The organism is Flavobacterium sp. YO64, from assembly GCF_004119505.1.
In the GTDB taxonomy this organism is placed as follows: Bacteria; Bacteroidota; Bacteroidia; order Flavobacteriales; family Flavobacteriaceae; genus Flavobacterium; species Flavobacterium oncorhynchi.
This window is the reverse complement of sequence record NZ_NRQV01000009.1, coordinates 45,577-62,981: the sequence shown is the minus strand read 5'-3', so window position 1 is coordinate 62,981 and position 17,405 is coordinate 45,577. Positions and strand designations below refer to the sequence as shown.

Sequence of the window (17,405 nt, the reverse complement as noted above, 5' to 3'; positions counted from 1 at the left end):
GCCGTACTACTAATGTGTACCAGTTTTATAAAAATGGATAGTCCGGTTCAAATTCCCTTCAAAAGTTTCATTCAGCTTAAGCCTGAAGAATCAACAGCTATATATTTACAGATTGTTTTTGAGTTTATAAAAGCCATACAAACAGGTTTACTTCCTGAAGGCACGAAACTTCCTGGAACGCGCATATTATGCACATTATTAGAGGTTAATAGAAATACACTTATCAAAGCTTTTCAGGATTTAGAACTGCAAGGCTGGATAGAAATTTTGCCAAATAAAGGGACGTTTATATTGTCAGAGAAAAAACAAAAAAACAAAGCTGATTTTACTCCAAGTGATACTCAAAATGTTTTAAAAACAAGTCAGCCTTTTACTTTTAAACGCTCTACAATTCTTGAAAACCCTAAAGAAACCAGTACCTTACCTTATCAATTTAACGACGGTTTACCTGATTTGCGACTCGTTCAAACTGATGTTCTGGCAAGGCTTTATGTTTCTAAATTAAAAAGAAAAAAGCATACAGAAACTTGGGAACAAATTCAGACGTTATCTCATTTAAATTTTAAAACACAGTTTTCTAATTTTTTAAATTTAACACGAGGCATACGCATTTCTACGTCAAATTTACTCACAACGTCAAGTCATGAAATCAGTTTGTATCTGGTTACAAAATTACTTATTTCTCCCAATGACAAAGTTGTTGTTGCTTCTCCGGGGTACTATATGTCGAATATGACATTGTCTGACAGCGGAGCACAAATAATCTCAATACCTGTTGACAAGGACGGAATCGATACAGAACACTTAAGGCAAATTTGCGAAACTCAAGAAATCAGATTATTGTATCTTACATCTAATTATCATTATCCAACGACAACTTCTCTTAGTGCTAAAAAAAGAATGGAAGTTCTTGAACTAGCTAATACATACGGATTTGTTATTGTTGAGGATGATTACGATTTCGATTTTCACTATGATAATAACCCTGTATTACCTTTGGCAGCTTTAGGTTCTAATGAAAGAGTCGTTTATATTGGATCATTTGGAAGGTCTTTACCGGCAGGCTTTGGTTACGGTTTTATCGCCGCCCCTTCGGAGTTTATTCAGGAACTGGAGAAACATCAAAATATCCTTGAACCCGACATTGATGTTATCAAAGAGCAAGTTTTAACAGAGTGGATTACAGAAGGCGAAGTTCATCGTCTTTCAAAAAAGAATAAAAAAATCTATAAAGAACGCCGAGATTATTTTGTCTCATTATTAAAGGAAAAATTAGAGGGAAAAATTAAATTTCAGATTCCTGTGCGAGGTTTGGCGATTTGGGTTGAATGGCTTGACAGCTTTAATTTAATAAAGCTTCAAAAGCAATGTATTGCAAATGGATTATTCCTGCCAAAAACAATTTTGTATCAAACGAAAGATTTAACCGCTACTCGTTTAGGTTTCGGGCATTTAGAGAAAACAGAAATGGAAAATGCTGTTGCCATTTTAAGCCAATCTCTCGAAGAGATTATTTAAGATGATATACCAGTTTACCTTTATTTTACCCTCCAACCATTTCGCCCCCATTAATGTGAATAAACTGCCCAGTAACATAACTACTGTCTTCACTAGCTAAGTAGACATAAGCGGGCGCAACTTCTGATGGCTGACCTGCTCTTCCCATTGGAGTTTTTGTACCAAAATCAGACACTTTATCAAAAGTAGCAATAATCAATGGTGTCCATATTGGCCCTGGAGCTACACCATTAACTCTTATTTTTCTTTTTGCCAGCATCGTGGCCAATGATCTTGTAAAACTTACAATTGCTCCTTTTGTACTAGCATAATCAACTAAATGTTCACTTCCTCGATAAGCTGTAACCGAACTGGTATTGATAATACTTGCCCCTTCTTTTAGATATGGCAGCACCAATTTTGTGATATAAAAATAGGGATACACATTAGTTTCGAAAGTAGTTTGCAGTTGCTTTACCGTCACGTCCTCAAGTTCTTTTTCAGGAAATTGCACTGCAGCATTATTCACTATAATATCTAATTTTTCAAAGGTCTGAATACTCTTTTTTACAACGCTTTTACAAAATTTAATATCTTTTAAATCACCACTAATTATTAAACATTGTCGTCCCTCTTCTTCAATCAATTGTTTTGTTCTTTTTGCATCGGCATCTTCCTTTAAATAAACAATGATAATGTTTGCTCCCTCTCTTGCAAAATGAACTGCCACACTACGACCAATACCACTATCGCCGCCTGTTATTAAAGCAACTTTATCTGCCAATTTTCTGCTGCCCATATAATTCTCGCGTATTATTTCAGGTTCAGGATTCATTTTATATTCATATCCTGGCAAAGTTTGTTTTTGCTCAGGAAATTTGCTTCTCTTTTGCATACACTTTCCTTATTAATTTGACAAAATCAATTTCCTGCCTAAACTTTATATTTTTAAGCTATTCAAATTTCAGAAGTAATCAGGCAAACCTGTTATATATTTTCGTATTTTAATTTCATAATTAATTAGTTAACAATAACATATTATCAATAAAACTATGCACCCTTATCTCAAAGAATTTTAAAAAACTTATTCTTTAGTTTTAATAAGACAATTAAAAGCAAAAAAAATATCCCATAAAGAAAGACTCCTTATGGGATATTTTTTGATTAAAAAAGAAGTTTTAAGCTACTTCTTCTACTTTTAGGATTTCGAATTTCAAATCGCCTTTTTTAGCCGGCCACTCTACTAGATTTCCAACTTTGTATCCTACCATTGCAATACCTTCATCAGAAAGAATTGAAATTTTGTTTTTACTAACTTTGGTTTTCTCAGGACCTACAAACACAACGGTTTTCTCTTCATTCGTTGCATGATCTTTATAAGTTACTCTTCGGTTTACAGAAACAATATCTTCTGGTAAATCTCTTCTCAGTACTTGTGTTGCTTTTTTAAGTTCATCTAGAAGTAATTTTTCTTCTTGTATGGTTACCTTTTTTCTTCTTACGTGATCTTTAATTAAATCGTATATTCCTGTTGTTAAAATGATATTTTGTAATTGTGACATAACTTTCTGTTTGCTCCATTTTTCCTAGGTATGATATATAACTCATCATTGAACCATTTTATGGCTCTTAAGCGTGTAAATTCAATGATATCCTAATCCTAAATAAAAATTGAAGATTAAATAAATGAGCCGTCTGAATGAAAGAATCCCTGTCTAGAGTTTTGACAGGGCTTAATTAATAAACTCTTTGGAACTTTTTAAGAAAGTATCATCATGCAAATATAATAACGTGCCCATTAGGCGCATCAAGCTGTTATTTTTTAAATAAAAATTTGAAATAGTCATTATTATAAGTGCTTTTAACTTTGTGCAAGATACCTCTTTTTTTGAAAGAAAAAAAATCAAAAACCCAAAATAGAATTTACTTAAAATAAAAGTATAAATGATTGCATCTAATTTTTTATTTTACAAATATTTAAGAAAATTTAAACTAGTATAACCAAGTTTAGATTTATAGAAATTTACTTGCTGCACGTGATAAAAATAATTCGGTAAAAAAAACATCCCAAAAAGAAAAATTCTTCTTGGGATGTTTTTAAATTTATAAGTATTGAATACCTTTAAAGCCTTACATAAGCTGCTACTTGAACTATATTATTTACGGTATTAACATTTTTGCCAAGAATGTACTGATTCATATATCCTGCTTCAATATCAAACTTAGGATTTAATCGCCATCCTAACGCTAAATAAGCTCTGTTTTGATCAAAAAAACTATCGTTTGGAGCGTTTTGAATATTTACAAAAACTTCATTTTGTAATGCTAAAAATGCTCCGTTGGTAAAATTAGCTGTTTGGGATAACGGAAAAATAGAACGAGCAAAGTAGCGTAATCGCTGTGCAAACTCAAAATTGTCAGTCACAAGTTCGTTTTGATCAATCACCGGCTGTCCCATAAAGCGCTGCTCTAATCTAAAACGATGCTGCAAAGTAACTGGGCGATTAGACAATGTAAATTTCTGATTGTAAATAAACTGCTCCCATATTCTGTGTTCAGTTATCCAGCCATCAACATCCATAACACTTCTATAATTGCCTATATAAGCATAACCTACTGTTGCAATCATATTATCCTTTACATGATAGTTTAATCCTGGACGAATAATATAAGACTGTAGATCTTTTAGTTCATCTGTAGATCTTGCTTGTCCGTCAAAATGAATGCTGAATTTATTATTTAGCTTATAACTCGAAAATAAAGCGCCCCACCCTGTAAAAGTGTTTTGTGTCTGGGCATTTACAATTGTACTTAAGAGTAGAAAAAACAGGCTTAATAAGCTAATGAAAGGTAATCTAAAAATCATTTTTTATCAAATTATATGAGGAATTGCTAATTTATATAATTTATAATTTAATCAGGCTTTATACAATGTTAATTCTCATTTTATTTGTAAAAATCAAACTTTATGAGTTTTTCTTTATCAAAAATAACAAACTCCAATTCCTACTATTAATTTCTATAATTGACGATCCAATTAAATCCTTTTCTTGATTCTATTCTTTTGCAATTTTGCACTAAATCTATCAAATAAAACACTAAAAAACTATCACTTAAGCACTAGTATTTAACTGCTTTATTTAGGGGATATTTCCATAAATTTCTTTTCAATCTACACCTATCAATTTACATCAATTTTGCTATCTTTAGGAGTTATATTGACTTTACAAAAATAACATGATTGAAATTCTTACCCTTGACAAAAAACACTTCCCTAGCGGTTACAGCGTACATTTAATTAAATCTCAAGAAAGTCCACTCCTGAATACATCTCTTAGAAGTTCATTCTATCAAATGTTCTGGTTAAAATCTGGAGAGTTAACTCTAAATATCGATAATAATTTAATCGATATAAACAAATTTGAATGTGGTTTTGTAGGTATAAATCAAGTATTCAGTATTGATACCAAAACTAGTTTTGAAGTGCTTCTTGTTTGTTTTGATGAAGACTTTTACTGTCGAACAGATCTTGACAGACAGTTTTTGACCTCTTGCGTTTTTTTTAATTCAGAACATGCTTTAAAATATAAACTGCACAACTCTTTAAGAAAGATCATTGAGCAATACTATCAATCGCTTTCGCATTTATGCAGAAAACCATTTGATGACTTAATGTATCATTTTGCTCATAATACTGTAGAACGTTTGTTGCTGTTCTCTCAGAAAGAATTATTAGACAGAGCTTACAGTCCAATCGAAACCTTTAAGAAAGGAGATGTCAATATCGCCAATCAATTTAGAAAATTGGTAAAAGACAATCTGAAACAGCTTAAACTCGTTAAAGATTATGCTGATTTGCTTATTATACCCGTAAAGTCGTTGAACGAAATATGCAATGCGATTTATGGTATGTCTCCAAAGAAGGTAATTACGGAAGAAATTGTAATCGAAAGCAAACGTTTACTTCGGTATACTAATATGAGTGTTAAAGAAATAGCTTTTCAACTCCACTTCTTGGATCCAAGCAATTTCATTCGTTTTTTTACCAATGCCGCTGGAATATCTCCCAAAAATTACAGAACACAATTTGAAGAAAAAAGAGTTTACATCCCCAAAAGTAAACTAGTTTAAATTGTTGCTAAAACTCTGGCTGTAAGCCCCAAATCTTAACCTAAAAATTCCTCTTTTTTCTACAGCAGTCCTTTTAAGGATTTTTTTGCTGCTGCTTTCGTGTGCCTTTATTTTAACTTATTGTTATAATGCATCTTAAACAAAAGTTAAAAATAGTGTTTGCTGCAAAATGACACCAAATACACCCTTTTTGACTTTGACTTTCGTTCTGCACGAAAGTAATTTTGCACCAAATATAATAAGCCTACACCAAAAAGGGCTTAAACTAAAAAAAATGTACAAAATGAAAAATTTTTTAATGGCTGCATCATTTGCAATTATTGCGTTGTCGACAAATTCTATTTTTGCTCAAACAACTAATTTAAACGTAAATCTTGCAAACGTTTATTCTATCGAGGTGACTAATCCAACAGTTACTATCGCAATGAATACTGCAGCTAATTTTACAGAAGGTAACACTACAGGTTCTTTACCAAATCATGTTAAAGTAAGTGCAACTAATGATTACAAAGTAACTATTCAGGCTGCTACAGACTTGACATCACCTGGTAATGATGTTATTCCAGTATCGACTGTTGTTGTTAAAACTACACCGGGAACTTTTTCTGGTGCTCCAGGCAGTATTGATGCAGGATCAAACGCAGCTTTCCCTGCAAATGCTCCAGCACTTAGTGTAACTGCTCCAGTTGAACTTATTTCATCAACTACAGGGGATATTCGCGGATTTAATGTACAGTACACTATTCCTCCGGTAAGTGCTCCTGTATACTTGAACAAACCTGAAGCTGTTTACAGTACTTTGCTTACTTACACGATAGTAGCAAACTAATAATAAAAACTTTTACTAAAATGGCACTAATCTGCTTTAAGCGGTTAGTGCCGTTTTTATCTCTATTATTTTCAGAATTAGTTGTTTTCTGAGGGGTATTGTTTAACCATTTTAGGAATATAATTAGGCTTGAAAACTCTTAAAAACATACAAGATTTATTTTTACTGCTTTGTCCTATAGCCGCAATGGCACAAAATATAGGCTCTGCGCAAACACAGGTAAATGTGACTATTGCGCAGGTACAAAGCATACAAATTTCTCAGCCAACTGTTAACATAAGTATGGCTAAGCCTTCTCATTTTCTTTTGGGAAATGATTCTGGACAGCAAACGAATCATATAAAAGTAAGTTCGAGTACTGCATATGAAGTAACTGTAAAAGCAAGCACGGAATATTTCTCTCATAATGGAAATAGCACTTCATTACCTGTAAATACAATTGCTGTAAAAACAGTAACTGGCAGCCTTACAAATTCTAATGCACAACCGCCTGCTGGACTTCAAGTAGTGCCTCAAATTATGCTTTCGGCGCTGCCTGCAACTATTATAAAATCTCCCGCAGGAGAATGGGGACGCGGATTTCATGTGAACTACGCAATACCTGAAACAAAATCACCAAGTTATCTTAATCGCGAATCAGGCACCTATAGTACTACAATTATGTACACCCTAATTCCTCAATAATTGGTATATTTACTAGTAACAAACAATAAAAATATGAAGAATTTTATATTGGTTTTAGTTGGGTTATTCATGGCAAATCAGATTCAAGCTCAGGCAGGAATATCTGTATCGCCAGGACGTTTATATTATAAATTAAACTCTGGAGCATCAGGTTCTCAATATGTCTCTTTAACAAATCCTACGGATAAAGAGCTTGAAGTAGGTGTTTCTTTTAGCGATTGGGAATATGAGTCATCGGGTAACAATAAAATTGTACCGGCAAATACGCTTCCTACTTCATGCACAGATTGGATACAAATATTACCGTCGTCTTATTTTGTTGTAAAACCGGGTGAAACTAAACAAGTTGAGGTGCTTTTTAAAGTTCCTGCAACTGCCAATTCCTCTGTGCCTGTTCATACGGGTATGATTTTCTTTACGCAGCTTAATCCCGGAACGGCAACAGATCAAAACGGTGCTGCTATACAAGTAACCGTAAGAATGGGCGTAAAAGTGTATCATAGTTTTATTAAAGAAAATAAAGTTCTTGTAGATTTTGTCGATTTTACAAGTTATGCTGATGATAATAAAAACAAAATCATTGAACTAAAAATCGAAAATCAGGGCGATTTATGGACGGATGGAAAGGTAAAATGGGAATTATTTAATAATAGCACTGGTAAAAAAAGCACTTTAAAAGAGTCCGAGTTTTACACACTTCCAAAAGACATTAGAATCCTAAAACAACAATTACCAGCAGATCTTGCCAAAGGCAACTATACCGTTTCGGCCATTTTAACTTATGGCGAAAACGACCTTATAAAAATTGCTGAGTTAGAATTTAGTCTATGAAACAAATAATAACCTTTATCGTTTTTTTCTTATGCGTGCAATATAATGCTGTTGCACAGTATATGCTGGGAGCTTATAATAATGGTCAGCCTGTATTTTCTACTTATGCAGAAATGGTTTCAGGAAAAACATTAAACAATCAAATTTCTATTCCAATACAGTATTACGGTGCTAATATGGATGTAAACGAATGGAAACTTACTGCAAGACTTACACAGGATTTTACGAGTGAAGTAAATAGTGCTTATACTGTAGGTGCGCAATATGCTTATTTAAAATTTAACAGCCAAGAAAACAGCGGATCAGCAAACGGAACATTTATCAACGTTCCAAATCAAGTATTTCAGTTGAGTAAATACAATGAAATTACCCTTATTCACAGCAATGTAAACTTAAATGGTGCTGTAAACAGACTTTTTAGATATAACTTAACCATTCAAGGAGGAAATCATTTATTGGTAAGTCCGAACGGAATGTATAATACATCTTATGAATTTAAGCTTTATAAAATAAGCAACGGAACAGAACAATTAATTGGCATCTACACCTCGCCTATTGGTGACGCAAGGTTTCAGTTGTCTTTTGGAGGAAATTTTGGAAGTCAAAGTGTTATATTACAAAATGGTGCACAACAGTTTAACTTAAACTACAATTCGCCATCTGATTACACCGTAGAAAAATCGGTTACAATTCCGAATGCGCTTCGAGTTAATACTTATAATTCGCAACTGGCTGTGGAAGCTTCTGGCGATTTTATATCGTCAACATCATCGCAGACACTGCCGCTTTCTAACTTAAAATTACAATTAACCACGAATCAAACTTATAAAGGATTACAAATAATTTCTCCAGTTACATTATCGACCACAACACAACCAGTATCGATTAGATCCAGCAGTACGCCTCAGGATATCACATACAATGTGAAATTTTTCATTCCAGCTAATAGTCCGGGACTAAATGTTAATCCTGGAACATACAGTACAAGAGTATATTTTGTAATAATGCCCAATTAACCCTTTTTTATAATGCTGAGTAAATTCTATAAAATAGTATTGTTTTTTACTGTTTTGGGATCAAGTTTAAGCGCTTGGTCACAAGATAGCCGCTTTACTATAGAATTTACAAATAATAAAATTGAAACAAACAGCAAAGAGGTTATAGAAGCTTACATAAAAATTGTAAACACCAGCTCTAATCCTATTGAAGGAATTTTTGATACCCAAAGCAGTCACGAAGATATTTACCTTTCGCAGCGAAAAGCTAAAAACATAACACTAGCCGCTCACGATAGTATTTTTATTCCTGTAAAAGCTATAGTTTCTACAACTGCCAAAGCGGGAAATAAAAGCACTATAGAAGCCATATTTACGATCGCTGGAACTTCAGTTACTAAAAGTGTGTTTTTATCGGTATTTATTCGTGAACGTAAACTGGTAAAAGTTATGCTGTTGGAAACAAACATAATCTACGAAAGAACTGGTGATAGTCTAGCGATACCAATTCGTATTTCTAATGAAGGTAATACCGCTCAAAAAGTCACCATTTTAGCCCGTTATCCCGATTTTATAACTCGAAGTGCCATAGAAAACAAGGATATCAATATTCAGCCATTTACTGATACTATTGTAGTCTTGAAAAAAATAGTAAACAAGACTATCTTAAACCAAGAGGATTTCACCATAAATATTACGGCTCTATATCATAATGGTGATATTATCACTAACGGTACGGTAAGAGCCAGTTCTATTAGGCAGGACCGAAGATATGTTATGCCATACAACCCTGATTATAATTATGATTTTAACCAAACCAATCAGGTTACGGCAAGTGTACAGCATAACAGCGACAATACAAATGCTTATTTTTTGTATGCCAATGCTAAAGCCGAAATAAACAAAGGCACTTTACAGGCAAATTTAGATATGAACTGGTGGGAGAATTCCGATCAAGTATTTTTAAGAAATACTTGGCTTGGATACAGCCAAAAGAACTTTGGAGCTACAATTGGAAATGTATCGAAGTTTTTTGACATGAATCTAATTGGAAGAGGTGCCGAAGCTTTTTATAAACCCAACGAAAAAAGTACTATTGAAGCTGGTGCAATTGATAAAACGTTTAATCTGATCGACAATCCTAGTTTGTCTTTTGGTAAATCGGCATGGGCTGTTTTCACGCACAATAACGGATGGATGCAGAAAAACGGTTACGAGAATACAATTATCTACGATGATGACACTTATTCTGGAACCAAAAACTATCTGGCATCGTCTCGTTTTTCATTGTATACATCAGAAAGTTTTAACCTTAGATTTGGCGGTGCTGTAAGTAATCTAACTTCTAATATGGAAACTGGAAACAAACTCGGCGGCGCAGGAGAACTTCAGTTTAATGGTAAATTTAAAAATTTGTTCTACAGCAGTTCCAACTACCTTAGTTCTGGTTATTTTTCAGGAATGAGAAAAGGAGTTGTAAACCTAAATGAACGAGTAAATCTGCCTGTTGGTAAATTTAACTTTTGGGGAGTTTACAATTATTTGTCGGCAAAACCAGAAGCATTTGGAAATCAATTTACCTCTACGCATTTCTCGACAGCACGTTATGACATTGGGGCATCTCGACGATTTTCTTCATTAGTACTATCGCTGTCTCCTTATTACTATACTGAAAGTCGTAAAGAACAACTTACAAGTACGCTAATTCCAGAAGAATACTCAATGAAAGCTGCTCGAATGACGTTGGGTTTAACCTACTTTAATGCACCTACAAAACAAAATTTATCGCTGTCTTTTGAGGGCGGACTTTTTTCTGCTAATACAACCGAAAATAAAGAGTTTCATTTTAAAACAAACTTTATTTACAGCTGGAAATTCTTTAATCTTCTAGCGTTCTATCAATACAATAATTTTTATTTAGGAGAAATCATTGCCAATTCACAGTTAGGCATCAACGATACATACACCAATCTTACCATCTCTCCTAACCTGCAGCACAAGTTTTTTAATGATAAACTTAATGTTAATGTTGGAATGGTTTATTCTAAAAACAGCATAATCAGTGAATCGCTTCAGTTTACTGGACGTTTGGATTATAATATAACAAAAGATTTTACCATATTCCTTTATAATTATTACAGCGATTTTTCGACTAGCATAAACACTTTAAATACGATTCAAGTTGGTCTTACAAAGCGTTTTAATCCTATAAAAATTGATAAATCAAGAAATGAACTTGAGGTTTATGTTTACTATGAAACGGGAAACAAAAACGAACCAGCTGTAAACCAACTTGTAATTATTGAAGGAAAAGCATTTCGAACTGATACAAATGGAATTCTAAAATACAGATCATTACCCGCAGGTTCATATTCTGTAAAACCCGTTAATACAAATGAATGGTATGCTGACGAAGTAAAAGTGAATGTAAATGAAGACACTAAAATTGCTATTGGTTTAAATAAAACAGCTGCCATTAGAGGATCAATAACTTACAGCACAACTGATAAAAGCTTTGATATAACAAAGAAAAAAGGTGGTCTGCCGCTTATAGCAATTGGTAATAATGGTAAAGCATTTACAACCAAAACGGACGAAAACGGAAACTTTGTGTTGTATGTACCAAAAGGATCATACACTGTAAGTCTTGAAAAAACAGGTCTTTCAGAATATGTTGAAGTTGAAGATAATAATCAGCTTGTAAGTGCTGAACCTAATGCTATTAAAGAAATAAAATTTACTTTAAATATTAAGGAGAAACGTGTAGAAACTAGAAAATTTAGCTCCAGCGGTTTTAAAAAACAATAGATTTATCTAAATCAAACTTAAAGATTACTAAGATTTATTGCAAAAAAAAATACACCTGACATTATAAAATGCCAGATGTACATACAAATCAATTTTAAAAACTAATTTTTATTTTACAGTATAGGTCATTCGGTTTGCTTCACAAACCCTGAAATAACCAAGTGCAAAATTGTTTGCGTCAGTGGTATTAATAATATTTCCTCTTATATTACCCGGTGCGGCAGCAAAAGGATTCGAATTTGTTACTTCCAGAATTAAACTCATATAATTAGAGAAATTTTTAGAAATACCACGATGTGTAATATTTAAAACTTTTCCCGGCTTTAAGTCTGTATCAGTAAATTTTTCATTTATTTCATTTCCATTAATAAATTCATCACTTGTAGATGTGTATTCCGGAAAAGGCAGAAAATCAGTTTTATAATCTGTTAGATAATAATTTGCCTGATCGGCAGGATCTTTATAATAAAATGTTACCACAATAAGGTCTGGTCCCGTAATATCGGCCATAAATTCCTGATCTATTCGGTCAATTGGCGGTACACTAATTAATTTTTCAGTCGCAGTAAAACTCTGTCCATCAACGTCTACAAATAATTTATATTCCATATTAATTACAGGAACAAAATTAGTACAGACATATAAACCCGGCTCAGATTCATTGAATTTAAAAACAACTCCATTGCTATTTTCTACTCTCACCTGTGCTCCTGAAACCTTTGGCGTAGTGGCACTGTAATAAGGAGCCATTCTAGTTATTTTTATCGATTGTTGACTACCGTCAGTTCCTTTTTCCCAAATGATTTCAGCATCAATTACTATTTTGGGATCTCCACTTTCTAAATCAAGTTCCACAACCTTATCACAAGATGAAAAAAGTAAAACAAAAAGAAGACTGAATAGCGTAAACGCTTTACTTTTAAAATTGTATTGTTTTAATCTAAGCATACTATTAAAATTTAAAATTATAAGAAACACCAGGAACTAATCCATAAATAGATAATTGTCTAGACTCGTTCATTCCTGTATCATTATTTTGTGCAAACGTGATCGCTGCAGCATTTTGCCTATTATAAAGATTGTAAATACTAAATACCCAATAGCTTTGCCATCCTTTCTTTTTATCTGGTTTAGGAGTATAAGTTGCCCCAATATCTAAATGATGATAGGTTGGAAGTCTGTTTGAATTTCTCAACGTATAGTTAGGTATGTTTCTTCCGCCAAATTCGTAATAACCATTTGGGTATGTTACGGGCTGACCTGATTGTAAGCTGAAATTAGCATTGAAAGACCATTTAGGATTGAATTCGTAATTTGCTGTAATATTCAAATTATGCAATTTATCATAACCAGATAAATACCATTCGCCATTGGCAATACCTGGTTCTTCAGGTGTTCTTCCAGGTGTTTTTTGTTCTGCTTTAGACAAAGTATAAGAAACCCATCCTGTAAAACGACCCGTATTTTTTCTCAATAATAACTCCATACCATAAGATCTGGCTTTTCCATTCAAGATATCTTGTTCAATATTATTGTTACCTAACAAATTTGCTCCATCGATGTAATCAATACGGTTTTGAATCTTTTTATAAAACAATTCACCTTCAAAAGAGTACTCTTGATCCTTAAAATTTTTGAAATACCCTACTGCATATTGATCCAGCAATTGTGGTTTTGTAAAAGGTCCGCTTGGCGTCCAGATTGTCATAGGCAAGGGAGCACGGGTATTAGACAACATGTGGATATATTGAGCCATTCTGTTGTAGCTCGCTTTTACAGAAGTTTCATCATTAAAAGCATATGATAATGCCAATCTTGGTTCAAAATTATTAAAAGTACTAATGGTTTTTCCTTTTCCGTAATAAGTACTTCCAATAGGAGTTCCTTCTTCATAAATATGATATAACGGATTATAAACTACTGCTTCTCCATTTTCATAAATATTGATACTTTCGCCGCCCAAACGATTAAACATACTGTAACGAAGTCCGTAACGAAGATTTAATTTTTCTGTAATTTGATTCTCAACATCGAGATATGCAGAAGTTTCTAAAGCGTATTTTTTATCTAATTGTTTATAATTATACTGCGAATCAATGCCATACGGCTGTACAGTTCCCGGATTAAAATCATAATATAAACCGTCTATACCATAGTTAAGTTTAAAATTGTCTGATATCGTGTGGTTCCAGTTGTATTTTAAACCATAGTTGGTAATCTTACTATCCCATTCAAGTTTTTGAAAGGGTATTTGCAGATTAAATTTGTAATCACTGTAAAAAAGAGAAAGATTTGTATTTAAGTTGTCCGAAAACTTATGTTTCCAACTAAACGTTCCCATAGTATTACCGTAGGTACTGGCAAAAAAATTATTAATATCAAATAAATCATTTCCCATATAACCAGAAAAAGCAATCGAGTTATTTGCGCCTAGACGATAATTTAACTTAGCATTAATGTCATAAAACATGACCGAACTTTTAATATCAGTAAGTTTTAAAAATAAATGAGCATAAGAAGCACGACCAGCAATAACAAACGAACCAACATCCTTTTTTAAAGGACCTTGTACTAAAAGTCGGCTTGAAATCAGACCAATACCACCATTTACTTTATAATCAGTAAGATCTCCTGTTTGCTGACTTACATCAAGAACTGACGAAACACGACCTCCAAATTTAGACGGAATACCTCCTTTGTATAAATCTAATCCGCTAACGACGTCTGCATTAAAAATAGAAAAGAAACCAAACATATGTGAATCACCATATACCGGAGCGCCATCCAGAAGAATTAAGTTCTGATCAGCGGCGCCTCCACGCACATTAAAACCAGAAGAAGCTTCGCCTGCATTTGTAACACCCGGTAAAGTCAATAATGATTTTAAAGGATCTGGTTCCCCCATCGCCGTTGGTAATCTTTTAATTTCTGCCATCGAAAGCTTATTAACACTCATTTGAGTATTTCTAACATCAACAGCTTTATTGCCGGTAATTACGACCTGTTCCAGCTCGTGACTGTCTGGCTCCATATTGAATCTTACCTTACTATCATCAGAAACTGTAACTTGCTTTTCTTTATTTTTGAAACCAACATAGCTTATTACAACCGTATAAGTGCCTTTCTCTAAATCCATTGAAAACGTTCCGTTAGCATCTGTCGAAGCACCTGCAGCAATCTCTTTAATGTATACATTAGCACCAATAACAGGTTCTTTGTCTTCATCGAGAACTTGTCCTGTCAGCTTATTTTTTTTTTAGTTGTTTTTGCAGCTTTATGCTTTACGAAAATATTATTACCTACAACCGAAAATTGAACCAATGCCGTTTTATTAAGCTGATTAATAAGCTCTTTTATTTCGACATTGTTATAAACCCCTTTTTGAGTAAAATACTTCTGATTGGTATTTATCTGATCCGTAAAGGCAAATTTATAATCCGTTTGATTTTCAATTTGCTTAAAAAATTCTTTTAATGTTACTGTTTGATCTACAGTTACGCTTATGTTTTGGGCACACATACACCAACTGAATAAAAAAAAGCATGCTGAAATTATACACTTCATGAAATTTTGTATTTTTGAATATTATTAAATAGACAGCTTCGTGCTGTCTTGACTATGGGAAGGATGTTTAGTTTCGCGGCTAGGACATCCTTTTCTTTTCTACTGAAAAGTAATCTGCTTTAATTTCTCATTTACTTCAAAGTTTAGGTTATACATTTCTGATATTAATTGAACAATTGTTTTTAAATCTTCTTTTTTATTTATTCGTACTGTGATTCTCTGGCTTTGATATTCTTCAGGAATAGTCACTTTATAACCATAATTTGTTTCTATGTAAGTACAGACAACGCTGAGTTTTTCGTTATCAAAATCTGTAAATCTATTAAAGTGAGATACTGAAGCAGTTTCTTCTCCGTAAGTAAATTTTTCACCTGGTTTAAGTATCCATTTCTTATCTTGGTTTTTCACACTCATCTCAACACTTCCTTCAAAAAGCTCAACAGTCACACTTTTATTAGTATAGCCTTCAACTGTAAAAGAAGTTCCTAAAACTGTAGTTGTTGTTTCATTACAAAAAACCTGAAACGGATGCTTTTTGTCTTTCTTAACTTTAAAATAGGCACGACCAGTAACTTCAACTTTTCTGTCAACAGCAAAATTGTTGGCGTACACAATTTTAGAATTTGGGCTCAATTCTACACTTGAACTGTCTGGCAATGCCACAATTTTTAATATTGAAGTCGAATTTTCGATTGTAATTCCAGCAAGATTTACACTGCTGGCCGTAACATCTTTATTAAAGTAAATTCCTGTACCAATGAAAATAAAAACCAGCACCGCTGCCGCTGCCGCATAATAACGCCATGGCTTAAACTTCCTCTCTTTTATAGGAAATGCTTTTGCCTGAAAGGCTTCCCAAGAAGCTTCTTTTTCACTATCAGAATGCGCAACAGGAGTTTCGTCCCATATTTTTTTCAATTCTTCCTCTAATTTCTTTTCATTCATATCTTTTGAGCGCTAAAGTTTTTGACAATGAAATCCTTGTTTATTAAAAACGCCATAAACCATTTCTTTTATTTCTCTATTGGTTTCAATTCGAAGAATTTTATTAGAATCCTCCAAATCAAAATTCATGATACAATCAGAAATGATAAACTGCAAAAGCGCAACCATAAAGCTTGCGTCTTCCTTGCTTTTTACATCTGTTTTATAAGATTCAATATGCATTTTAAGTTCTCTTTTTTATATATAACAAACGAGAACAGAAAAGTTCCTAATGATCTTCTATTTTTTTTCGAATAAATTTACTGGCAAGATAAATATGATTGGCAATAGTCTTTTCAGAAAGATCTGTAAGCTCTGCAATCTCCTTATAGCTAAGGTTTTCCAGTTTATGTAGTGTAAATATTTTTTGCTGTTGTTCAGGAAGCTGATTTATGAAGTTATACAGTTTTTCTTTTCTTTCTTCAAAAACTGTGGTATCTGTATCTTCCTCTTCAAACTCAAATCGTAACGAATCAAGTTGAATTACTTTGTTTTCTCTATTAACATGATTTATAATGATATTTTTACATATCGTAAACAATTGCTTGTCAAACAAAACATCCTCATTAAGTAATTCTCTTTTATTATAAAGTCTTAAAAAAGTTTCTTGAATAAAATCCTGTGGAGTAAGAACTGTAAAATCAAATCGTTTGGCAATACTAATAAGCTTATCATAATAACTTAGATACGCTTTTTTGAAAGCCTCCTCATTACCATTTTTTAAACTTAATATAAACTTTCTATTGTCCATAATGCAAATACGATAATTAGTCTTAACTCAATGTCTTAAATAATATTGCATTTAAAAAACGACAGCTTAGACTTTTTTACTTCTTTTCTTAAGTAAATCTTAAGATGCAAAGTACAGGAATTTAATTTGAAAAATGGTCAACCTGAAAAGAAAATAGTACAAAAAAAGCACTCTTTTCTACTTCATTTGCTATAACAATTCTAAAAAACACAAATTTTTATCTTACAAAAAATAAGCGTATTTTTAACTGTTATTTTCTTTTTAAAATTCAGTTTTAAACATTTGCAATCATTCCTTTAAAAAAAGAGTTAAAAAATTATAGAATACAGAA

The 17,405-nt window shown here is 32.8% G+C and carries 16 protein-coding genes; 7 read left to right on the top strand and 9 right to left on the bottom strand.

Annotation, left to right across the window (positions count from 1 at the left end; translation table 11 throughout):
- Positions 1-33: 33 nt before the first annotated feature.
- Positions 34-1,518, top strand: a complete 1,485-nt coding sequence (locus BOW57_RS08330; RefSeq protein WP_129053737.1) for a PLP-dependent aminotransferase family protein — start codon at positions 34-36, stop codon at positions 1,516-1,518.
- A gap of 25 nt (positions 1,519-1,543) precedes the next feature.
- Here BOW57_RS08330 and BOW57_RS08325 read toward each other — a convergent pair whose 3' ends face one another.
- The 3 genes from BOW57_RS08325 to BOW57_RS08315 all read right to left on the bottom strand — a co-directional run bounded on the left by BOW57_RS08325 (position 1,544) and on the right by BOW57_RS08315 (position 4,363).
- Complete coding sequence (locus BOW57_RS08325; protein WP_129053736.1) at positions 1,544-2,392, bottom strand: SDR family oxidoreductase; 849 nt, start codon at positions 2,390-2,392, stop codon at positions 1,544-1,546.
- A 283-nt stretch (positions 2,393-2,675) separates the two neighbouring features.
- Positions 2,676-3,059: a GreA/GreB family elongation factor gene (locus BOW57_RS08320; RefSeq protein WP_089055036.1), complete on the bottom strand. Its 384-nt coding sequence runs from the start codon at positions 3,057-3,059 to the stop codon at positions 2,676-2,678.
- A 560-nt stretch (positions 3,060-3,619) separates the two neighbouring features.
- On the bottom strand, positions 3,620-4,363 hold the full coding sequence (locus tag BOW57_RS08315) for a DUF2490 domain-containing protein (RefSeq protein ID WP_129053735.1): 744 nt from the start codon (positions 4,361-4,363) through the stop codon (positions 3,620-3,622).
- Between the two features lie 371 nt (positions 4,364-4,734).
- Here BOW57_RS08315 and BOW57_RS08310 point away from each other — a divergent pair, with 371 nt between their 5' ends.
- From BOW57_RS08310 to BOW57_RS08285, 6 genes are all read left to right on the top strand, one after another.
- The gene (locus BOW57_RS08310) at positions 4,735-5,628 is read left to right on the top strand and encodes an AraC family transcriptional regulator (protein WP_129053734.1); all 894 of its coding nucleotides are present in this window, start codon (positions 4,735-4,737) and stop codon (positions 5,626-5,628) included.
- Positions 5,629-5,911: 283 nt separating this feature from the next.
- Complete coding sequence (locus BOW57_RS08305; RefSeq protein ID WP_129053733.1) at positions 5,912-6,457, top strand: hypothetical protein; 546 nt, start codon at positions 5,912-5,914, stop codon at positions 6,455-6,457.
- 186 nt (positions 6,458-6,643) lie between these two features.
- Entirely contained in the window at positions 6,644-7,141 is a 498-nt protein-coding gene (locus tag BOW57_RS08300; protein ID WP_089055032.1) for a hypothetical protein, read from the top strand.
- Between the two features lie 33 nt (positions 7,142-7,174).
- Positions 7,175-7,972, top strand: a complete 798-nt coding sequence (locus BOW57_RS08295) for a hypothetical protein (RefSeq protein ID WP_129053731.1) — start codon at positions 7,175-7,177, stop codon at positions 7,970-7,972.
- The gene (locus tag BOW57_RS08290) at positions 7,969-8,988 is read left to right on the top strand and encodes a hypothetical protein (RefSeq protein WP_129053730.1); all 1,020 of its coding nucleotides are present in this window, start codon (positions 7,969-7,971) and stop codon (positions 8,986-8,988) included. Before BOW57_RS08295 ends, BOW57_RS08290 begins: the two co-directional genes overlap by 4 nt.
- 12 nt (positions 8,989-9,000) lie before the next feature.
- Positions 9,001-11,775 carry a hypothetical protein gene (locus BOW57_RS08285; protein ID WP_129053729.1) on the top strand — a complete coding sequence of 925 codons (2,775 nt, stop codon included), beginning with the start codon at positions 9,001-9,003 and terminating at the stop codon, positions 11,773-11,775.
- 108 nt (positions 11,776-11,883) lie between these two features.
- Here BOW57_RS08285 and BOW57_RS08280 read toward each other — a convergent pair whose 3' ends face one another.
- From BOW57_RS08280 to BOW57_RS08260, 6 genes are all read right to left on the bottom strand, one after another.
- Positions 11,884-12,723 carry a DUF4249 domain-containing protein gene (locus tag BOW57_RS08280; RefSeq protein WP_129053728.1) on the bottom strand — a complete coding sequence of 280 codons (840 nt, stop codon included), beginning with the start codon at positions 12,721-12,723 and terminating at the stop codon, positions 11,884-11,886.
- A 4-nt stretch (positions 12,724-12,727) separates the two neighbouring features.
- Positions 12,728-14,962: a TonB-dependent receptor gene (locus tag BOW57_RS08275; RefSeq protein WP_241687420.1), complete on the bottom strand. Its 2,235-nt coding sequence runs from the start codon at positions 14,960-14,962 to the stop codon at positions 12,728-12,730.
- A gap of 53 nt (positions 14,963-15,015) precedes the next feature.
- On the bottom strand, positions 15,016-15,294 hold the full coding sequence (locus BOW57_RS20870; protein WP_241687416.1) for a hypothetical protein: 279 nt from the start codon (positions 15,292-15,294) through the stop codon (positions 15,016-15,018).
- A gap of 144 nt (positions 15,295-15,438) precedes the next feature.
- Entirely contained in the window at positions 15,439-16,284 is an 846-nt protein-coding gene (locus BOW57_RS08270; protein WP_129053727.1) for a FecR family protein, read from the bottom strand.
- A 12-nt stretch (positions 16,285-16,296) separates the two neighbouring features.
- The gene (locus BOW57_RS08265) at positions 16,297-16,506 is read right to left on the bottom strand and encodes a hypothetical protein (protein WP_089055026.1); all 210 of its coding nucleotides are present in this window, start codon (positions 16,504-16,506) and stop codon (positions 16,297-16,299) included.
- A gap of 46 nt (positions 16,507-16,552) precedes the next feature.
- Positions 16,553-17,074 (bottom strand): RNA polymerase sigma factor, encoded by a 522-nt coding sequence (locus BOW57_RS08260; RefSeq protein WP_089055025.1) that lies wholly within the window; start codon positions 17,072-17,074, stop codon positions 16,553-16,555.
- Positions 17,075-17,405 lie beyond the last annotated feature (331 nt).